The sequence below is a fragment of the Acinetobacter sp. 1542444 genome (assembly GCF_000581835.1).
Classification (GTDB): Bacteria; Pseudomonadota; Gammaproteobacteria; order Pseudomonadales; family Moraxellaceae; genus Acinetobacter; species Acinetobacter pittii.
In genome coordinates this window covers 141,306-160,012 of record NZ_JEYA01000006.1, presented here as the reverse complement: position 1 = coordinate 160,012, position 18,707 = coordinate 141,306, and the positions used below count along the sequence as shown (strand labels likewise).

At 38.8% G+C, this 18,707-nt stretch carries 20 protein-coding genes; 4 read left to right on the top strand and 16 right to left on the bottom strand.

Annotated features, from left to right (window positions below; genetic code table 11):
* Positions 1–11 precede the first annotated feature (11 nt).
* From J580_RS19920 to J580_RS23370, 4 genes are all read right to left on the bottom strand, one after another.
* Positions 12–836, bottom strand: coding sequence for a tetratricopeptide repeat protein (locus J580_RS19920; protein WP_002116390.1), 825 nt, complete (start codon positions 834–836; stop codon positions 12–14).
* A 184-nt stretch (positions 837–1,020) separates the two neighbouring features.
* Complete coding sequence (locus tag J580_RS19915) at positions 1,021–1,731, bottom strand: DsbC family protein (protein ID WP_032005474.1); 711 nt, start codon at positions 1,729–1,731, stop codon at positions 1,021–1,023.
* Positions 1,732–1,877: 146 nt separating this feature from the next.
* A complete protein-coding gene (locus J580_RS19910; RefSeq protein ID WP_032005472.1) occupies positions 1,878–2,600 on the bottom strand; it encodes a YgfZ/GcvT domain-containing protein in 723 nt (240 codons plus the stop codon).
* A 59-nt stretch (positions 2,601–2,659) separates the two neighbouring features.
* Positions 2,660–2,776, bottom strand: a complete 117-nt coding sequence (locus J580_RS23370) for a hypothetical protein (protein ID WP_081403729.1) — start codon at positions 2,774–2,776, stop codon at positions 2,660–2,662.
* Between the two features lie 38 nt (positions 2,777–2,814).
* Between J580_RS23370 and J580_RS19905 the strand changes: the two genes are divergently transcribed.
* Entirely contained in the window at positions 2,815–3,267 is a 453-nt protein-coding gene (locus J580_RS19905) for an SRPBCC family protein (protein ID WP_081403728.1), read from the top strand.
* Between the two features lie 48 nt (positions 3,268–3,315).
* Here the strand turns inward: J580_RS19905 and J580_RS19900 are convergent, their stop codons facing one another.
* The 8 genes from J580_RS19900 to rutD all read right to left on the bottom strand — a co-directional run bounded on the left by J580_RS19900 (position 3,316) and on the right by rutD (position 10,291).
* Positions 3,316–4,188, bottom strand: coding sequence for an NAD(P)-dependent oxidoreductase (locus J580_RS19900; protein WP_081403727.1), 873 nt, complete (start codon positions 4,186–4,188; stop codon positions 3,316–3,318).
* Positions 4,189–4,203: 15 nt separating this feature from the next.
* Entirely contained in the window at positions 4,204–5,556 is a 1,353-nt protein-coding gene (gene rutG, locus J580_RS19895; RefSeq protein ID WP_032005466.1) for a pyrimidine utilization transport protein G, read from the bottom strand.
* A 31-nt stretch (positions 5,557–5,587) separates the two neighbouring features.
* Positions 5,588–6,178 (bottom strand): NADH-dependent FMN reductase RutF, encoded by a 591-nt coding sequence (gene rutF / locus J580_RS19890; RefSeq protein ID WP_081403726.1) that lies wholly within the window; start codon positions 6,176–6,178, stop codon positions 5,588–5,590.
* Positions 6,179–6,244: 66 nt separating this feature from the next.
* Positions 6,245–6,628 carry a pyrimidine utilization protein C gene (gene rutC / locus J580_RS19885; RefSeq protein WP_017400256.1) on the bottom strand — a complete coding sequence of 128 codons (384 nt, stop codon included), beginning with the start codon at positions 6,626–6,628 and terminating at the stop codon, positions 6,245–6,247.
* A 45-nt stretch (positions 6,629–6,673) separates the two neighbouring features.
* Positions 6,674–7,426, bottom strand: coding sequence for a pyrimidine utilization protein B (rutB, locus tag J580_RS19880; protein WP_032005462.1), 753 nt, complete (start codon positions 7,424–7,426; stop codon positions 6,674–6,676).
* Positions 7,423–8,541 carry a pyrimidine utilization protein A gene (gene rutA / locus J580_RS19875; RefSeq protein ID WP_032005460.1) on the bottom strand — a complete coding sequence of 373 codons (1,119 nt, stop codon included), beginning with the start codon at positions 8,539–8,541 and terminating at the stop codon, positions 7,423–7,425. Before rutA ends, rutB begins: the two co-directional genes overlap by 4 nt.
* A 359-nt stretch (positions 8,542–8,900) precedes the next feature.
* Positions 8,901–9,488 carry a malonic semialdehyde reductase gene (locus J580_RS19870; protein WP_032005458.1) on the bottom strand — a complete coding sequence of 196 codons (588 nt, stop codon included), beginning with the start codon at positions 9,486–9,488 and terminating at the stop codon, positions 8,901–8,903.
* Positions 9,485–10,291: a pyrimidine utilization protein D gene (rutD, locus tag J580_RS19865; protein WP_032005456.1), complete on the bottom strand. Its 807-nt coding sequence runs from the start codon at positions 10,289–10,291 to the stop codon at positions 9,485–9,487. Before rutD ends, J580_RS19870 begins: the two co-directional genes overlap by 4 nt.
* A gap of 174 nt (positions 10,292–10,465) precedes the next feature.
* On the opposite strand from rutD, the gene J580_RS19860 reads away from it, so the two are divergent.
* The 3 genes from J580_RS19860 (at position 10,466) to J580_RS19850 (ending at position 11,811) form a co-directional block, all read left to right on the top strand.
* Complete coding sequence (locus J580_RS19860; RefSeq protein ID WP_032005454.1) at positions 10,466–10,822, top strand: DUF488 domain-containing protein; 357 nt, start codon at positions 10,466–10,468, stop codon at positions 10,820–10,822.
* Between the two features lie 91 nt (positions 10,823–10,913).
* Complete coding sequence (locus J580_RS19855; protein ID WP_002116259.1) at positions 10,914–11,258, top strand: zinc ribbon domain-containing protein YjdM; 345 nt, start codon at positions 10,914–10,916, stop codon at positions 11,256–11,258.
* A 211-nt stretch (positions 11,259–11,469) separates the two neighbouring features.
* Positions 11,470–11,811, top strand: a complete 342-nt coding sequence (locus tag J580_RS19850; RefSeq protein ID WP_032005452.1) for a YegP family protein — start codon at positions 11,470–11,472, stop codon at positions 11,809–11,811.
* A 54-nt stretch (positions 11,812–11,865) separates the two neighbouring features.
* On the opposite strand, the gene J580_RS19845 is transcribed toward J580_RS19850, so the two are convergent.
* The 4 genes from J580_RS19845 to J580_RS19830 all read right to left on the bottom strand — a co-directional run bounded on the left by J580_RS19845 (position 11,866) and on the right by J580_RS19830 (position 18,570).
* Positions 11,866–13,581, bottom strand: coding sequence for a proline--tRNA ligase (locus tag J580_RS19845; RefSeq protein WP_032005450.1), 1,716 nt, complete (start codon positions 13,579–13,581; stop codon positions 11,866–11,868).
* A 58-nt stretch (positions 13,582–13,639) separates the two neighbouring features.
* A complete protein-coding gene (locus J580_RS19840) occupies positions 13,640–16,738 on the bottom strand; it encodes an efflux RND transporter permease subunit (RefSeq protein WP_002116481.1) in 3,099 nt (1,032 codons plus the stop codon).
* A 15-nt stretch (positions 16,739–16,753) separates the two neighbouring features.
* Entirely contained in the window at positions 16,754–17,863 is a 1,110-nt protein-coding gene (locus J580_RS19835; RefSeq protein WP_081403725.1) for an efflux RND transporter periplasmic adaptor subunit, read from the bottom strand.
* Between the two features lie 68 nt (positions 17,864–17,931).
* Positions 17,932–18,570 carry a hypothetical protein gene (locus tag J580_RS19830; protein WP_017385895.1) on the bottom strand — a complete coding sequence of 213 codons (639 nt, stop codon included), beginning with the start codon at positions 18,568–18,570 and terminating at the stop codon, positions 17,932–17,934.
* Between the last annotated feature and the right edge of the window lie 137 nt (positions 18,571–18,707).

The following is an 18,707-nucleotide window of genomic DNA, read 5'->3' as shown; positions in this document are numbered from 1 at the left end:
CTAATTACTTACTATTTTTTAGGCGCTGGCTGTGCGGGAGCATTTGCAGCCTGTTTGCTCTTTTCTGCAATAATTTTATCAACCGAAGCTAACGATTCTTTAGCGTTAGGCACATTTTGATTGGCAAGTTCAGTAAAGATCTTTTTAGCCTGCGGTAGGTTTTGCGGAATGATATTGCCATTCGCCATCATGGTTGCTAAAGCCATCGACGCAGGCGCATAGCCTTTTTGCGCAATTGACTGTAAAGCTTCGATACCTTGGCGTTTCATTAAAGGATTTTTATTTTCCACACCTTGGCTAATGTCATAGAGTGCTTTGACCTGAATAGCAGGGTAGTTACCTTTTCGAATTAAAGGCGCCAATTTTTGAAGGGCAATTTGATGTGACTGCGGTTTTTTCTGAGCAAATAAAATTGTCGCAATTTTCACAGTTGCATCATCAGAACCTTGAGCCGATGCCTTTTGAACATATTGACTGAATTTGTTGCTGTCTTTGGCAACCCCTAATTCACCAGTCTCATAAATTTGTGCAAGTGTGTAACTCGCTTGAGCATAACCCTTATTTGAAGCATCCTCATAATATTTAAGAGCTTTAGAAGAGTCTTTTGCTGTACCTTGGCCCATTTGAGTCATATAGCCTAAGTTATAGATAGCTTGGGCATTACCTGTTTGGGCGAGGCGTTGCATTTCTTGAAATGCAGCGGAGTAGTTTTTTGCTGCGTAGAGTTGTTCAGCTTGTTTAAAAACATCGGTTTTAGCAGCAGTCGCTGTGTTATCAGCTGCAAAAATTGATGCACTTGAAAGGGTGATTAGGCTTGCGATTAGTAATTTCTTCATTTCTTTTTAACCTTTTACTTCGTAGCTACATCAATCCATTGATGCATGAAAGAGTTTCAATTTCTCATCATAAATATTGATTGCTGAAAGTAAACAGCCGATTTGTATATAAAGCACTGCACTTTGGGCAAATTGTGGAGAAAAAATACCCACTCACATTCATATAATGCAGTGGGTAATATTATTATTTTGCTGACTGAAGTAATGCTTCGATTTGCTTGGCATCACTTGGTACACCAGAGAGTCTTTGGCCATCTTGCAAAAACAGGGTAGGTGTTCCATCGATATTTAATTTTTGACCTAAAGCAATATTTTTCTGAATTGGGCTTGAGCAACTTTTGCTATTAGTCGGCAATTTGCGATTAAGCATATAGTTTGTCCAAGCTTCTGCCGGATTTTTTGAACACCAGATTTGATTTGAAACTTTTTCAGCATTTGGATGCAAACTAGTAAGAGGATAAAGGAACACATATACGGTTACGTTATCAACCCCAACCATATTTTGTTCTAGGCGCTGGCAATATGGGCAATCTGGGTCACTAAAGACATAGAGCGTACGTTCGCCTTTACCTTTTACATATTTAATCGCCTGATTTAATGGCAAACTTTTAACGTCAATCTTGCCCAATTCGGCAATACGTTCTTCAGTCATGTTTTTTTGTTGTTTGATGTCGACTAAATTACCAACAAAAAAGTACTTCGCATCTTGATTAGTATAAACAATGCGGCCGCTTGTATAGACTTCATAAATACCTTGCACAGGCGATTGATAAACACCTTTTATAGGCAAATCCGGATAATTCGTCTTAAGATTTTGTTCAAGTGTTTTAACATCAGCATGAGCAGAACCGAAAATAGCCAGACTCAACATGAGCGTAGCAAGTTTAGTTTTCATCTTTTTTCTCTTTAATTTCAACAGGGCTAATGATGGCATATAAAGCTTAAAAAATTGACGTTCTAATCTAATGAAATCATTAGTGTTTTGTATCTATAAAAAAGCCCACTAACTTAGCAGTGGGCAGTTTGGACTAATAAAAATTATTATTGTGGTCTTGCAACGTCGCCACTTAAAGCTTCAGGTAACTCAAGAACTTGAAGCCCTAACTCTTGTAGAGAAGCAGGTTTCGCAACAACTAAAGCAAGATAACCTTGATCATTTGCAATACTATTAACGACTTCAACATCGTTATTTAATTGAGTTGCTGACGCAGGTGCTTCACCTGTACCTTGTACGAGATGTAACCAGTGTTTTGGTTTTGCTTTAAACCAAAGACGCGCCACAATTTCCTGACCTAAGTAACAACCTTTATCGTAATTTACACCTTCACGTTGATGTAAACGTAATTCTTGTGGCTGGAATTCATGTTCAGTTGCCTGTGTAATCCAAGCTTGACCAGTCATAATAGCTTGTTTTTGCCATTCTGAAATATCAGTTTCAACAGTAGTGAATTCAGTTTGATGATTCACAACTTTTGGGAACACAATGCCTTGTTCACTTAAGGTCATTTTTGAAAAGGCACCATACTTTTTAATATGTTTGGCAAACTCTTCAGCTTGATCTTGAGTAACTACAATTTCAAAACTTTCAGGATTAATCTTCTTTAGCCATAAGCCAAAGTGAATACGACCTTTAAGATCACAAATAGCTGTATAGCGAGTTTCATTTTCAGCTAAACGTTCAGTATCTACAGTAACTTGGCCTTGTAAAAACTTTTGTGCATCTACACCGTTTAAAGCATATGAGGAGAAAGCGAGCAGACTCATGATTAATCTCAAATTCAATATGTTTCTTTATGATTGCTGACTATTTTGCTCCATTTTTACTAAAAAATCAGCCATAGTTTTCGTAATTTGATTTTGTCCTTAAGTTGGCTTTTTTGTTTAAAAAAACACCAAAAATATACGTTCGGATAAATCGGAAGGTTTAAGCTAATAGCCATAATTTCAATAATTTTAAGGAAATTAAAATAAGGAGAATATGATGGCAACAGGTACAGTGAAATTTCATCGCGTATTTAAGGCACCAGCCGAGCGAGTCTATCGTGCATTTTTAGATCCAGATGCTTTAGTCAAGTGGTTACCGCCCCACGGTTTTACTGCGAAAGTTCATAGTTTTGATGCAAATGTTGGTGGCTTATACAAAATGAGTTTTACCAATTTTTCAACAGGTTCAACCCATGCTTTTGGCGGAACATATGTGGAATTAGTTCCAAATGAACTAATTCGCTACAACGATCAATTCGATGATCCAAATTTACCTGGGACTATGCAGGTTACTATTACATTAAAAAGCGTATTGGTAGGTACAGAAGTGCATATTACGCAAGAAGGAATACCGGAAGTTATTCCTGTAGAAGCTTGTTATTTAGGGTGGCAAGAATCCCTATCTTTGCTTACCTTATTGATTGAAGCTGAAATTCCAGATCAATAAAGTTACTCTGCTTTTCTTATAAAAAAGAGTAGGTCGTATGACCTACTCTTAACATAGTTCTAATTGGTTTTGTTGTTCCAATAGCTTAACTATGGCTGAAAAATCGACTTGTTGTGCATCGGGTTTGGAAACCTGATTAAACTGTTGCTGAATAAGACTAAAAGCTGGAAGTTCCAAATTATTTTGAGTAACGAGATTTAGTGCAATTCCAATATCCTTTTGTAATAAATCTAATGCAAAAGTTTTTTCAAATTTGCGGTTTAAAACACGTTGCATCATGATGTGTTCTGAAACATTACTTTTGCCACTAGAGTGGTTAATACAGTTCATTGCGGAGTGTAAATTTACGCCTTGAGATTTAAGGATACTTAATCCCTCTGCCAACGCCCAAAGATGTGTTGCCATTAATGTGTTATTGATGGCTTTTACTGCAAAGGCAGCACCACTTTCGCCGACATATTCAACTAAATTAGCAAATGCTTGAATGATTGGTTTTGCTCTTTTAAAAGCAGACTCGTCACCTCCGACCATTACCGTGAGAGTTCCTCGTTCAGCTCCAATCGTTTGTCCTGAAACTGGTGCATCTAAATAATCAACTCCATTTACTTTGAGCTGTTGGCTGAGTTTTCTTGCAGTCTCTGGCACACCGCTAGTGCAATCCACCCAAATACAGCCTTGTTTTAGTTGAGAATCCGCAATTAAATTTTCTACATCTTGGCTAGTCGGTAGGCATGAAAAGATAATATCTGCTTGTAGAGCTTGTGTCAGGTCTACAGCCTGCGTACCAAAGGTTTGTTCATGTTGCTTTGCTTTAGCAAAAGTACGATTCCAAACATAGACTTGGCTGCATACTTGGGTTAAATGGGAAGCCATGTGCCATCCCATTGCACCTAAACCGATAAATGAAACACTTTGAATCAAGGAGTTTCTCCAGAACTAGAGATGTGGGACAGAATTAAGCGGTTCTACTGATTTTTCAATAGATTGGCTTTCGGATTTTTCCGTTCTGTTGAGTAATAGGTTAAGCACAATTGCTGCAAGTGTCGCAGTTCCAATACCCCCTAGGTCAAATGGCCCAATATGTAGACTTAAATTACCAGCACCCATAATCAGGCTGACTGCTGCAATGATTAAAGTACTATTTTTGGTGAAATCAACTTTGTTATCGATCCAAATTTTTGCTCCAGCTACAGTAATTAAGCCAAAGACAACAATGGACGCACCGCCTAATAGAGCAACAGGGATGGTACTAATGATTGCTCCAAATTTAGGAGATAGACCGAGTAGAATTGCAAATAGTCCCGCAATCACAAAAATAGTCGTTGAATAGACTTTAGTTACAGCCATTACTCCAATATTTTCAGCATAAGTCGTCATCCCTGTACCACCAACAGAAGCTGATAAACTTGTACAGATACCATCTGCAAAAAAAGCACGCCCCATATATGGCGATAAATTACGTTCTGTCATGGCAGAAACCGCTTTAAAATGTCCCAAGTTTTCAGCGACTAAAATAAGCGCAACAGGTGCAATCAATAAAATAGCTTTGGCATTAAAAACAGGTGAGTGAAAAGTGGGTAGGCCAAACCATGCAGCTTGACTGATTGCATTAAAATCGATGGGTTTGCCTAACCCTAAGATATTGGTGAGTAGAAAATAAATAAAATAAGCACTGATGAGCCCGATGAGTAATAAAAGGCGGCGAATCATACCTCTTGTAAAAACAGCAACGGCACTAATGCATAAAATGGTAATGACTGCCATCCACGTGTCAAAGCTATTTGTCGAAACACTTTTAATTGTTACAGGTGCAAGGTTTAAACCAATAATCATGACAATTGCACCAGTGACCACGGGGGGCATGAGTTTTTCAATCCATGCAGTTCCAGTTTTCATTACAATTAAACCGATGCATGCATAAATCAAACCGCAAATGATTGTACCGCCCAGCGCCACAGCTAAATTTGGATTTGATCCGACCCCTGCATAGCCTGTTGCTGCTGCGACTGCGCCAATAAAGGCGAAGCTTGATCCGAGATAGCTAGGCATACGCCCACCTGTAATTAAAAAGAACAAGATGGTGCCAATACCAGTAATAAAAATGGTGAGGTTCGGATCAAAGCCCATGAGTAACGGAGCTAAAACAGTTGCTCCGAACATAGCAAAAGCATGTTGTAACCCCAAAACAATACTTTTACCGGGAGGGAGATATTCATCAATTTGTACGGGAGTTTCTAAATTACCTGTGTGCGGCTTAAATTTAGGAAACCAAGATTCTTTTGTTCGCATAACAGATCCTCTTTTTCATTTTTTATCTGCATTAGCATGCTGTTTGTAATTCGCAATAATTGCGGTTGAAGTACATAAGTGCATTAAGTCCACTTTGGTGTTTCATTGCTTTGACCGCACAAAACAAGACATCATGACTACCGATACTCATGCTTTGTACAATTTCACAATCAAATGACACCAAGGCCTCATTCAAAATCGGAGAACCAGTGATTAGCTTGCTCCATTCCCCATGAGCAAAGCGTTCTGACATTGGTGTTTTTCCGCCGAATATTGTAGATAGCGTACTTTGATGGGCAGCTAAAGTATTGACACAAAGCACCTCGTTTTGTTTAAAAGTATTAAACACAGATGCTGAGCGATTGAGACAAACCAATAGTGTCGGTGGTGTATCGGTTACGCTACATACAGCGGAGGCTGTAAAGCCAGCCTGTCCCGCAGGTCCATCTGTCGTGATGACATTCACTGCTGCTCCAAGATTGGTCATGCCTTGTCTAAAAGTATGCTGATCTACTTCTAAGTGTGTTGAGCATGTTTGAGCCTGCTGAATAGCAGATGGAGTTAAAACCTGTTTCTCTTCTCTTTTTTGCATGATTGCTCTCCAACCCCAATGCATGATCATTACAATGAATCGAGGCTAAAACATCACATCAGTTATGATGCTGAAGGTTTTTATCAGTGACATCGTTTATCCCACATGGGCAATCGATGCAATTTCAATTAAGGCATCGGGTTTTACCAAGCCGCACTGGATACAAAAGCGAGCAGGTTTGTCACCCGGAAAATATTCTGCATATACCGTATTTACTGCGCTATAGTCCGCCCAATCTTTAATGAAAATGGAATTGAACGTTACGTCACCCATGGTACCGCCCGCAGTTTCAATCACTTTTTTGATCGTTTCTAAAATATGGCGAGTCTGTCCTGCGGCATCACCAATACAGACCACATTATTATTTTCATCAAAAGCCAATGTGCCTGAGACATACACAATATTGTCTGCTTTGGTTGCAGGAACATAGGGTGCAAGTGGTGCCGATGTTCCTTCAGGAATAACAACTTGTTTAGACATAAGATGCTCCAAATCAAAAAATTTAGATAAAATTAAATGTATGAATTAGGCAGATTGCTGTAGCAATGTTGATGCCGAACTAAAGGTTTCAATAAAACTATTGGTGTCAGATACCCAGCCAAAAAAAGTTTTAATGTTATATAGGGCTGCGTCATGAGCCTCTTGAGGTCCGGCTTGATAGCAAGCATCTTTAAGTGCAACACCGAAATATTCCAAAAAGAAACCATCACGTAAGGTCGACTCGACACAGACATTGGTGGCAATGCCTACAAAGACCAAATTACGAATGCCACGAGCACGTAAAATGCTGTCGAGCGCTGTGTTAAAGAAACCGCTATAACGTGGCTTTTCAATAATGATGTCTTGTGGAAGAGGTTGTAACTCATCAATTAAAGCAAAGTCCCAACCGCCTTTAGATAAAAGTTGGCCTTGTAATTCGGGGCATTTACGCATGGTTTTTAAGGCATTGGATTTATGAAAATTTGGTGAGCCTAGACCACCAGCTTCGACGTAGTTTTTATCCCAGCCATTTTGAAAATAGATGACCTGAATCCCTGCACTGTGTGCAGCATCAATCGCCTTTTTAATATTTTCGACTACGGGTTTAGTCTTTGAGACATCAAAACCTGCTAAATCTAAATACCCACCTAAAGAGGTGTAGGCATTTTGCATATCAATCACAATAAGCGCAGTTTGTTCTGGTGCTAATTGAATATGTTCAGGTTCGGCTTTCAACACTTTGCCTGTACCAATCTGTGCCGTGAATTCTGCACATACAATATTAGACATTTCATTCATGCGCTTTTCTCCAAAACAGTTGGTTCGGCTTGCTCTGCCAGTTCGGTAACGACACTTTCACGACATTTCATGAGCGGTTGAATGCGTTGACCAAAATCTTCTACGCCTTGTAAAAAGTCATCAAAGGTCAACAAAATTCCCTCTGTCCCTTTAATCTCGGAAATTTGATCGAGCATTTTTGCGACATTTTTAAAAGAGCCAACAATGGTGCCCATATTGATATTGACGGGAGAAACGCTAGAGGCCATGTGGCGAATATTGGTGTCAGTGCCAGACACTTTATCTTTTGCACCTTGGTCTTGTAACCAACGGATAGCTTCCATGTCCGCACCGTCGTTATAGTGTTGCCACTTCTGCATTGCAGCTTCATCTGTTTCGGCAGTAATTACCATAAACAACACATAGGTCTGTACATTGCGTCCAGTTTTGTCAGTTTGAGCTTTTAAACGATCATTAATTTCGGCATACGCTGTCGGTGTGTTTAAACCTTTTCCGAAAACAAAGTTGTAGTCAGCATATTTTGCGGAAAAAGCTAAACCAGCATCTGATTGTCCTGCACAGATAATTTTCATATCAGCTTGAGGCTGTGGTTTGACCTGACAATCATTCATCTGGAAGAACTCGCCTTTTAGGTCTGATTTTCCGGTTGCCCAAAGTTCACGCAAAACTTCGACATACTCAGATAAGTAGTCATAGCGCTTAGCAAAATATTCATCGCCAGGCCACATACCCATTTGGGAATATTCAGGCATTTGCCATCCCGTCACGACGTTTAGTCCAAAGCGACCGTTGGAAATCGAATCTATGGTCGATGCCATACGTGCCACAATTGCAGGAGGCATGACTAGTGTTGCAGCGGTTGCATAAATTTGGATTTTACTGGTGACAGCGGCGAGACCTGCCATGAGGGTAAATGTTTCCAGGTTATAGTCCCAAAACTCAGTTTTTCCGCCAAAACCACGTAACTTAATCATGGAAAGGGCAAAGTCAAAACCGTAGTGTTCAGCACGCTGTACAATTTGTTTGTTTAATTCAAAGGTAGGTTTATATTGCGGTGCATTTTCTGAAAGCAGCCAGCCATTATTTCCAATTGGACAAAAAACGCCGATCTTCATCTTGATTCCCCATCGTGAGTTTAGGAAGTCGAACTGAAAGCTATAAACGATATAATTTTCAGTATTTGTTTGTATTTTTAATAATGCATAGCGCGTGCCAACTTTAATATTTATATATTTATCAATGTATTGAGTTTATTGTTTGGTATAATTTTTATCAAATGGTAAAAAATAATGCGATTGTGCACCAAGGAGGAACTAACTTGCTTCATTGTGCATCATTTGATCAATTTTACTTTTGGAGTGTGTATTACATCCAATTTTATAAAACAGCAGAACAAAAAAAGGCGACATTGAAGTCGCCGTGTAGGACTAAAGTATTTCTCTTTTGAGATTGAAGAGGGTGTTATGGACTTAACTCATTCCACTCGACAAGCCTCTTCAAAATTTAAACGAGGAAGGCGTGTATAAACTTTCTGAGGGTCGCCATAGCCGATGTTAATGATGAGATTAATATGATGATTTGTCCCTGCAAAAAATAGCTCATCAACTTGTTTCGCATCAAAACCAGACATTGGACCCGTATCTAAACCTAAACTACGGCATGCCATAATTAAATATGCAGCTTGCAATGAACTATTACGAAAGGCAGTTTCATGTGCTACGGCATCACTTGATGTAAACCATGATTTTGCATCGGCATACGGAAATAGTTCTGGCAGTTTGTCATAAAATCTTGCATCGGTTGCAACCAAAACAGTGACAGGAGCTGTTATCGTCTTTTCTACATTGCCAGACGACAATGCTGGCTTGAGTTTTTGTTTAGCTTCAGGGGTTGTTAAAAATACAAAACGAGCAGGACTACAGTTGGCAGAAGTCGGTGCCATTTTGACCAGATCATAAATTTGTTGAATTTGCTCGGGGCTGACGGCTTTATCTAACCACGTGCTGTGGGTTCTAGCTTCTAAAAAGAGTTGATCTAACATATTTAATGTTTTTGCATTCATGATAAGGCCTTAATGCTATGGAAAAATTGAATGAAAGTTTGATTTAGTTGTTGAGATTCGATCACTGTGGAAGCATGGGCACCAGAGGGTAAAATGCAGAGTTGACCATGACCAAGTTTGGTAAAAAGATCTTGTGATTTATGTGCTGGAACTAAAAAATCATCTTGATTGGCAACGATATGAATTGCAGTGTCTTGTAGTGCTTGTACGTGCTCTGATTGTAATTGAAAGCGCATCAATGCTTTGAGTCGTGCAAATACATTTGTCTTGGGCGGAAAACCTTGGAGCTGAATATCTTCGGTACTTTTAATGTGGCTATGATTCTGAGAAATCCATGCTGGAGGATACAAAAATAATGCCTGTGCACGCACATAGGCTTCAGCACCTGCTGACGCTAATAATGCGATACGGGCATCAAAACATTTTTGTGTATGGGCATCTAGCTCATCCCACGCATTAATCAGTGTCAGGCTGAGCATGGTAATTGAGCTAGATTGTAGTTGCTTTGCGAGTTCCATTCCGATGATGCCACCCAAAGCATGCCCGATCATATGGAATTCATGAATTTGAAGATGTTCTAATAAATGTAGTACTTGATTGGCCATGTCACACATATGGTAATGTGAAGGTAATAAAGCACTGTCTTGATGACAGCCTTCTTGGTCATAAGTCACAATGTTGAAATGCGTACTCAACGATTCAAGTTGTGGGCTCCAAAAACTAGCATGACCACCTAACCCAGATGAGAAAATCAAATAAGGGGCATCTTTTTGAGATGAACACGGATAAATATAATATTTCATTTTTTACCATTTGATAAAATAATGAAAAATTCAAAAGCAATTTATATGCCTGAATTAATCAGTAATGGCAAATTGAGACAATATTTAGCACAAAAGATTTAGATTGTAGAGGAAGGCAAATCAATGTGATGATTAAGCCAATGATATTTAGATTGAGCTGAGTAGGTGTCAGAAATGGATATACATATTAAAAGAATTTATGAAACTGCTGAGCCCAGTGATGGAAAGCGAATTTTGGTTGACCGTTTATGGAGTAGGGGAATTAGTAAGGAAAATGCTCATTTGGATTTGTGGCTAAAAGAAATAGCACCCTCGACAGAACTTAGAAAATGGTTTCATGCTGCAACGCCAGATCATTGGCAAGAGTTTAAACAGCGTTATTTAAAAGAGCTTGAAACCAATTCCGCCGTTGAAGAGCTACAACACATCATAGCAAAACATACAGTTACGCTTTTATATTCAGCAAAAGATGTTGAAAATAACCATGCAATTATTTTGAAAGAATATTTATTAAGTAAAAACTTAAAATGAATATATAAATTTTTTTTTGGTAAAAGTCTATTATTTAAAACTTTAAAAAATGAGTCATATCTCGCATAATATACTTTTTGAGATTTTTTTCATGTCATTGCCAAACTGCCCAAAATGCCAATCAGAATATACTTACCAAGATGGCGACTTATTGATTTGTCCTGAATGTTCACATGAGTGGAAAGAAGGAGAAGCATCAGCAACTGAAGAACAAGAAATTATTAAAGATGCAAATGGAAATGTCTTGGCAGACGGTGATAGCGTCACTGTAATTAAAGACTTAAAAATTAAAGGCTCTTCTTCAGTCGTTAAAGTAGGGACAAAGGTAAAAACGATTCGTTTAGTTCCAGATGCAAGTGATGGCCACAATATTGATTGCAAAATTGATGGTATTGGTCAGATGAAACTTAAATCTGAATTTGTAAAAAAAGCTTAAACTGTTAATTATTATTACATTTCAGCAGAGATATACGTTTATATCTCTGCTTTTTAAATTCCTAACATCATTATAATTTTATTACGAAAAAGTATAAAAAATGGACTGTTCAAGGGATATTTACGCCTTTATATTGTCATTAATAACAAATAACTTTCGTCCAGAATAATAACGAAAGTCATACCCACACCAACAAAAAAATGAGGTTTTTATGGCAGGATGGTACGAAATTTCACAAGCGAGGGATGGACAATATCGCTTTATCTTAAAGGCAGGAAATGGTGAGCCTATTTTAAATAGCGAGCTATATAAGGCAAAAGCCTCTGCTGTAAATGGTATTGAGTCAATTCAGAAAAACAGTGGTGATGACGCCCGATATGAGCGTTTAACTGCAAAGAATGGGAAACCTTATTTCAATTTGAAAGCTGCAAATCATCAGATTATTGGTACGAGTCAGTTTTATGCGAGTGAAGCTTCACGAGATAAAGGAATTGAGTCGGTTAAAAACAATGGTTCATCAACGACTGTTAAGGACTTAACGGTTCAGGCATAAAAATTGAGTTAAAAAAAGCAGCTTCGAAAAGCTGCTTTTTTATTTAGGTATTTATTAACGCGCTAACTTAACTAAAAGTTCTTCTTTAGTTAAATTGCTCGCTTCAGCATCGCGACGGCCTTTATATTCAAAAGTACCCGCATCAAGACCTTTTTCACCAATCACAATACGGTGCGGAATACCCATTAATTCAAGGTCAGAGAATTTAACGCCTGGGCGTTCGTTACGATCATCAAGTAATACATCAAAACCTTGAGCTTGAAGTTCTGCATACAGAGACTCTGCTGCTTCAAGAGTACGTGGTGATTTGTGCGCATTCATTGGAACAATTGCAATTTCAAAAGGTGCAATGGCTTGAGGCCAGATAATACCTTTGTCGTCGTAGTTTTGTTCAATTGCAGCTGCAACAACACGAGTTACACCAATACCGTAGCATCCCATAGTTACTGTAAATGGTTTGCCATCTTCACCTAGAACTTTACAGCCTAAAGCTTCAGAGTATTTAGTACCTAGCTGGAAAATATGACCTACTTCGATACCACGTTTAATTTGTAGTGTACCTTTGCCATCTGGAGATGGATCGCCTTCAACCACATTACGTAAGTCAAAAATTTCGCTAATTTGCGCATCACGTTCCCAGTTTACGCCAACCGCATGTTTGTCCGCTTCATTTGCACCAGCAACGAAGTCAGAAAGAACCGATGCAGCACGGTCAACAATTACGGTTAAGCCTTTTTCGACTAAACCTTGTGGACCTGTAAAGCCAGCAGTTAAACCAAATGCTTGAAGTTGTTCTTCAGTTGCAAAAGTAAGAGGCGCAGCAACTAAAGGATGCTTCTCAGCTTTAATCTCATTAAGTTCGTGGTCACCACGTACAAATAGAGCAACGACAGGAACATTACCTTTTTCATCAGCAATGCCTTGAACCAATAATGCTTTAACAGATTGCTTTGGATCAGCATTTAAGAATTGGCAGACATCATCAATCGTTTTTTGGTTTGGCGTTTCAACCAATTTAAATTCTTGTGTCGGTGCTGCGCGTTCACCCACCAAAACAGCCTCAGCCATTTCAACGTTTGCTGCATAATCAGATTCAGTTGAAAATGCGATGTCATCTTCACCACTAGCAGCCAATACGTGGAATTCGTGGGAAGCTGAACCACCGATAGAACCTGTATCAGCTTGTACAGGACGGAAATCTAAACCTAAACGAGTGAAAATACGGCTATAAGTGTCGTACATCACATCATAAGTTTCTTGTAATGATTCTTGAGTTGCATGGAAAGAATAAGCATCTTTCATGATGAACTCACGTGAACGCATTACACCAAAACGTGGACGGATTTCATCACGGAATTTAGTTTGAATTTGATAGAAATTTACAGGAAGCTGCTTATAACTTTTTAATTCGTTACGCGCCATATCAGTAATAACTTCTTCATGCGTTGGCCCAAGTACAAATGGGTTCGTATGACGATCTTTAAAACGTAATAACTCAGGGCCATATTGTTCATATCGACCTGATTCTTCCCAAAGACTTGCGGGTTGAGTCACGGGCATGAATACTTCCATTGCGCCTGAACGGTTCATTTCTTCACGAACAATCGCATCTACTTTTTTAAGCACACGTGTTCCCATCGGCAGCCATGTATATAAACCAGATGCCAATTTACGAATCATCCCCGCACGTAACATGAGCTGGTGTGAAATCACTTCAGCATCATTTGGGGTTTCTCTCAACGTTGCAAATAAAAAGCGGCTTGCGCGCATGGAAAAAGTCCTAAAAGTTAAGCGTTATAAAAACGCAGATTATACGATAATCGCTGCATTATGACATGAATCGTCGTGTTTGACGCAGCATAAAGTTTTTCAAGTCATCCAGATAAGTGAAAATGACGGGTACAACCACAAGAGTCAACAGAGTAGAGGTTATCACACCACCAATAACCGCATGAGCCATTGGTGCGCTTTGCTCACCGCCTTCGCCGAGACCTAAAGCTAAGGGAACCATCCCCATCACCATAGCACTTGTGGTCATCAAAATTGGACGTAAACGGGTCTTACCAGCTTGTAAAATAGCGTCATAACGGCTCACACCCTGATCCATCGCTTTCTTAATAAAATCGATCAGCAAAATCGCATTTTTAGTGACAAGTCCCATCAGCATGATAATACCAATAATCGAAAACAGATTTAGGGTGCTTTGGAACAAGAATAGGGCAAGAAAAACACCAATCAATGACAAAGGTAAAGACGCCATAATTGCTGCGGGATGAATAAAGCTATTAAACTGAGAACCTAACACGATATAAATAAATACAATCGATAGGGTAATGGCTGTTAATGCGTATCCCGCAGATTCAGCCATATCGGCGTTTGCTCCTTGAGTATCAAATGTATAGCCTGCAGGTAGCTTAAACGCCTTTTGCATTTTGTCGATGTCTTGACCAATATCTCCACTCGGGCGACCTGAGGTATTTGCTTCAATAAGAACCTCACGTTCAAGATCACGTCTGTTAATTTGCGAAGCCCCAAGCTTTTCTTCGGTCGTTGCGACGGCACTCAATGGAACTAATATATTTTGTCCAGCTGCATTGGTTTTATTAGAGTTGATATATAAATTTTGAACATCTTGCGGAAGCATACGTTTATTTTCATTTAAACGTAAATTTACATCATAAGTTTCGCCGTCGCGGTCTTCCCAAGTGGTGACATTATCGCCCGCAATTAATGGTCTAATGGCATTCGCAATTTGGGAAACAGATAAGCCCAAATCACTTGCTAGCACGCGATTAATATGAACACCTAAAGTCGGTTTAGGTTCTTTCAATGAGCTTTCTAAATCAACTACGCCTTTAATTTTTTCCATTTCAGCAATAAAGCGATCTGAAATTTTCTGTAGTTCATTTAGGTCAGATCCTTTAATAGAAATCATGATTGGCTTTTGTCCGCCAGAGACAGAGTCTTGTGCTGCGGCAACAGAGGTCACTCGAATACCCGCTACAGTTTGCAAACGATCACGGAACTCATTGTTGAGAGTATTCAGATCTGAGCTACGTTCTTGTTTCGGTTTTAAGGTCACCCCTAAACCAGCATGATTTTTACCAGAGTCTACTTCACTGTTAACCACGCCATAAGTAGAAACCACATCGGGGAATTGTCTAATAATTTGATCGACCTGATGTAATTTGGCTTGGGTATATTCTAAAGAAGAATCTACAGGAGTCTCGAACTGGATACGGACTTCACCTTTATCTGGTGTAGGTACAAATTCGGTACCGATGAGTTTAGATAGTCCTAATGCAGCAAATAATGAAGCGATTGCAACGATGACGGTAATAAAACGAAAGCGTAGAGCAAGCTTTAATAGCTTTTCATAAACATGAGTAAGCCGATCTAGCAAATTAGAAATATGGTTAAAAAAACGTTGTAGCCAATTATCTTTTTTCTTTACAGGATCTTTCCAATGAGCTGAAAGCATTGGATCAAGCGTAAAGCTAATAAACATTGAAATTAAAACAGCCGTACTGACAGTTACACCAAATTGATAAAAGAAGCGTCCAATCAGACCACCCATAAAGGCTACGGGTAGAAAGACTGCGACAATAGTAAGCGTGGTTGCGAGTACAGCTAAACCAATTTCTTTTGTCCCTTCAAGAGCAGCGGTCACATGGTCTTTGCCCAGTTCAGTATGTCGGACGATATTTTCGCGAACTACAATTGCGTCATCAATGAGTAAACCAATACTGAGTGATAAAGCTAACAGCGTCATCATGTTAATGCTAAACCCAAATGCCCAAATAAAAGTTAAGGTTCCGAGCAAAGTAATCGGTAAGGTTAAACCAGTAATAACTGTAGAGCGGAAAGAGCCTAAAAAGAGTAAAACAATGAGAACTGCTAAAGCAGCACCTTCAATAATGGTTCGAACAACATCTTTGATTGAAGCGCGAATACCTTTAGAGCTATCAGCTACGACTTTGTAATCTAAACCCGCAGGCATTTGATCTTTTAATTTCTCTAACGTTTGATAAGTCTGATCGACGACTTTAATTACATTGGCATCGGAACTTTTTAAGATATCGACTGAGACCGCAGTTCTTCCATTATAAAAGGCACTCGATTGTAGTTCGGCTTGTGTGTCCTCAACAGTTGCCACTTGCTTTAAAAAAATGGGTGAACCATTTTTATTGGCAATGACCAAATCACCAAATGCAAGGGGATGAATAACTTTTGATTGAATCTGTACAACCAGTTCAGAATTTTTTTGCTGTAAGGTCCCTGCAGGCACTTCAATATTTTCATTTTTTAGCGTGTTAATGACCTGATCAATACCAATGCCGTAGCTTTGCAATTGTGCAGGAATAACCTTTATTCGTATTTGCCGTTTAGCGTCGCCCAATAAATTCACATTACCGACACCCGAAACCGTTTTAAGCTGAGGTACGATTTTTTTATCTACATACGAACTTAATTGCGCCAAACTCATGCTGTTTGATTCAAATACGACTGACATGATTGGGCTAGAAGAGGGGTCATAGCGTTGCACAATCGGTGTATCAATTTCATCACGGAACTGCGCTGTGACGGGTGCAATTTTGTCACGAACATCCTGAGCAGCAATCGCCGAAGAAGTATCAAGATTAAACTCGGCAATCACCATTGAAAGGCCTTCACTTGAGCGTGAGGTAATCTGTTTAATTCCTGAAATTGTATTGATTTGATCTTCAAGTTTTTTTGTAATATCTGACTCAACCGCTTCAGGCGACGCACCCGCATATTGCGTAGTGACCACTACGAATGGGAAATCTATATTTGGAAACTCTTCGACAGTCATACGTTTCCAAGAGGCCAACCCGAGTACCATTAAGCTGAGCATCATCATAATGGTAAAAACGGGGTATTTCACACTGATTCGAGTAAACCACATACGCTATTTGCTACCTTATTTATTTTTGTCGGTTGTAACTGTCACTTTTTTATTAATGTCGGAATCTTCAAATTGAATACGGCTGACCAGATCTGTGCTTTGTAAACCTTCGACTAAAGCAATATTGTCGTTATAACGCTGTTCAACCACCCGAATTTTAACTTTTTGAATAGTGTGATTGCGTATCACCCATACAAACGGGTCATGTTGCATATTTTGAATGCTATCTAAAGGAATCGTTTGGCCTTGATGAGTGTCATTGCGCAGAATGTTTCCATTAATGAAAGCTCCAATGCTTAACGAATCAATTTTTTCTTTAGGAGCAGCAAAGAACTCAATTTGTCGACTATCTTGATCTGCAACAGGTGAAATGCGAGTTAGCGTTGCATTTAATTGTTTTGAATTGCCCTGAATTTGATATTGAATGTTACTACCGACCTTAAGTGCAGCTTGCTGTTCAATTGGCAACTTGGCCTGTATTTCAAGTTGATCTGGATTTACGATTTCAAATAGTGTTTGTCCAACTGAAACAGTTTGGCCGGGTTCAACTTGGCGTTTAGTAATCACACCTGAAATTGGACTAGTAATAATTCCGTCTTGATCCGCTTTTTTAGCAATATCAACATTGGCTTGTTGTGCTTTTACACTTTCAAGCTGGCCTTTATAGTCAACCTGACTTTGTTCAAACTCGACACGAGCAATAAAACCTTGATTAAATAATCTTTGTTTTCGGTTCATCAAATTACGAGCAAGTTCAGCTTGTGACTGAGCTGATGCAAGGTTAGCTCGTGCTTGTGCTAATCGTGCAACATTGTCCTGATTATTTAATCTGACTAGAACTTGGCCTTTTTGTACCTGTTGACCCACATTTGCAGTGACATTCGTCGCCGTTGCACTCACTTGTGCCTGAATGGAACTTTGCTGAACCGCTCGAATAGTTCCTGTAAATGCAGTTTGAGAGTCAAGTGCTCCTTGTTTAACTGCAATAAGGTCTTGAGGAATAAGCTCAATTTTGACAGGAGCTGATTCAGTAGTTTTGGTTGTTTCCTGCTGATTACATGCAGCTAAAATTAAACATAAACTAATAATACTCAGTTTAAAAAAAGTAGAAGGGGTGAGATGCATCCTGTGCATACAGCATCATCCTATAATTCAAATTTTATTTTGCCCCTATTCTTGATAAACCTTTGCAGTTATTCAAGCTTTTTTAAACGATCGATAATATTTTCATACTCATTGTTGGTTCGGTTATAGGTCTTGGAAAGTGTTTCAAGTGTTTGTTTAACCCGATTAATATTATTTAGATTGTTTTCAATCAAAGCCTTATGACGCTCAGGAATCGGTTCTCCTTTTCTGAAATACTCCATTTCCTGACGCTTAAATAAAATTTTGTCTTGTTGTAATTGATTAAGTTGTTCCTGCTGATAATTAATTTGCTTTTTTATAGACACTAATGCCTGATCTCTTTTAATCGAAGCTGTCTTACTATTGCTATAAGCTTTTTTTAATTTGATATCTTGTTCTTTATGTCGCGCCAATAATGCCCGTTGACTTGATTGATTTAAATCAGCTTCAGCATTATAAGAATGGTTTCTTTTTATCACTTGCATATTACGATCTAGAGCTTCATAGCCATAACGAATATGAGCGGGTGTGACCGATGTACTAATATTGGCAATACCATGTTGATCATAATAACGATACCAAACCGCTTTAGGCGTATCGGCAATAGCAACACCAGAGGGTAAGAAAAAGAGTGATCCGAAGGAAATAATGCCTATAGATACAGACAAACAGTTCCTGTAAAAGGCATATTTCATCCTGTCATTCATTGAAAATCCCCAAAAAAGATAGCTAAGTCGCTTATTTTTAAATATTTAATCTTCATTATATTAATTATTATTTAGCTGAATAAAAATATAGTCATTATAAAAAAAATGATAATTTTAATTAAAGTGTGATGAGGTTA

Coding starts and splice junctions, on each gene's coding strand:
- J580_RS19840 (WP_002116481.1), bottom strand. CDS start 16,738: ATGTGGTTTACTCGAATCAGTGTGAAATACCCCGTTTTTACCATTATG.
- J580_RS19920 (WP_002116390.1), bottom strand. CDS start 836: ATGAAGAAATTACTAATCGCAAGCCTAATCACCCTTTCAAGTGCATCA.
- J580_RS19915 (WP_032005474.1), bottom strand. CDS start 1,731: ATGAAAACTAAACTTGCTACGCTCATGTTGAGTCTGGCTATTTTCGGT.
- J580_RS19905 (WP_081403728.1), top strand. CDS start 2,815: ATGATGGCAACAGGTACAGTGAAATTTCATCGCGTATTTAAGGCACCA.
- J580_RS23370 (WP_081403729.1), bottom strand. CDS start 2,776: ATGGCTATTAGCTTAAACCTTCCGATTTATCCGAACGTATATTTTTGG.
- rutG (WP_032005466.1), bottom strand. CDS start 5,556: ATGCGAACAAAAGAATCTTGGTTTCCTAAATTTAAGCCGCACACAGGT.
- rutC (WP_017400256.1), bottom strand. CDS start 6,628: ATGTCTAAACAAGTTGTTATTCCTGAAGGAACATCGGCACCACTTGCA.
- J580_RS19870 (WP_032005458.1), bottom strand. CDS start 9,488: ATGAATGCAAAAACATTAAATATGTTAGATCAACTCTTTTTAGAAGCT.
- rutD (WP_032005456.1), bottom strand. CDS start 10,291: ATGAAATATTATATTTATCCGTGTTCATCTCAAAAAGATGCCCCTTAT.
- J580_RS19845 (WP_032005450.1), bottom strand. CDS start 13,581: ATGCGCGCAAGCCGCTTTTTATTTGCAACGTTGAGAGAAACCCCAAAT.
- J580_RS19860 (WP_032005454.1), top strand. CDS start 10,466: ATGGATATACATATTAAAAGAATTTATGAAACTGCTGAGCCCAGTGAT.
- rutA (WP_032005460.1), bottom strand. CDS start 8,541: ATGAAGATCGGCGTTTTTTGTCCAATTGGAAATAATGGCTGGCTGCTT.
- rutB (WP_032005462.1), bottom strand. CDS start 7,426: ATGAATGAAATGTCTAATATTGTATGTGCAGAATTCACGGCACAGATT.
- J580_RS19910 (WP_032005472.1), bottom strand. CDS start 2,600: ATGAGTCTGCTCGCTTTCTCCTCATATGCTTTAAACGGTGTAGATGCA.
- rutF (WP_081403726.1), bottom strand. CDS start 6,178: ATGATCATGCATTGGGGTTGGAGAGCAATCATGCAAAAAAGAGAAGAG.
- J580_RS19850 (WP_032005452.1), top strand. CDS start 11,470: ATGGCAGGATGGTACGAAATTTCACAAGCGAGGGATGGACAATATCGC.
- J580_RS19855 (WP_002116259.1), top strand. CDS start 10,914: ATGTCATTGCCAAACTGCCCAAAATGCCAATCAGAATATACTTACCAA.
- J580_RS19835 (WP_081403725.1), bottom strand. CDS start 17,863: ATGCATCTCACCCCTTCTACTTTTTTTAAACTGAGTATTATTAGTTTA.
- J580_RS19830 (WP_017385895.1), bottom strand. CDS start 18,570: ATGAATGACAGGATGAAATATGCCTTTTACAGGAACTGTTTGTCTGTA.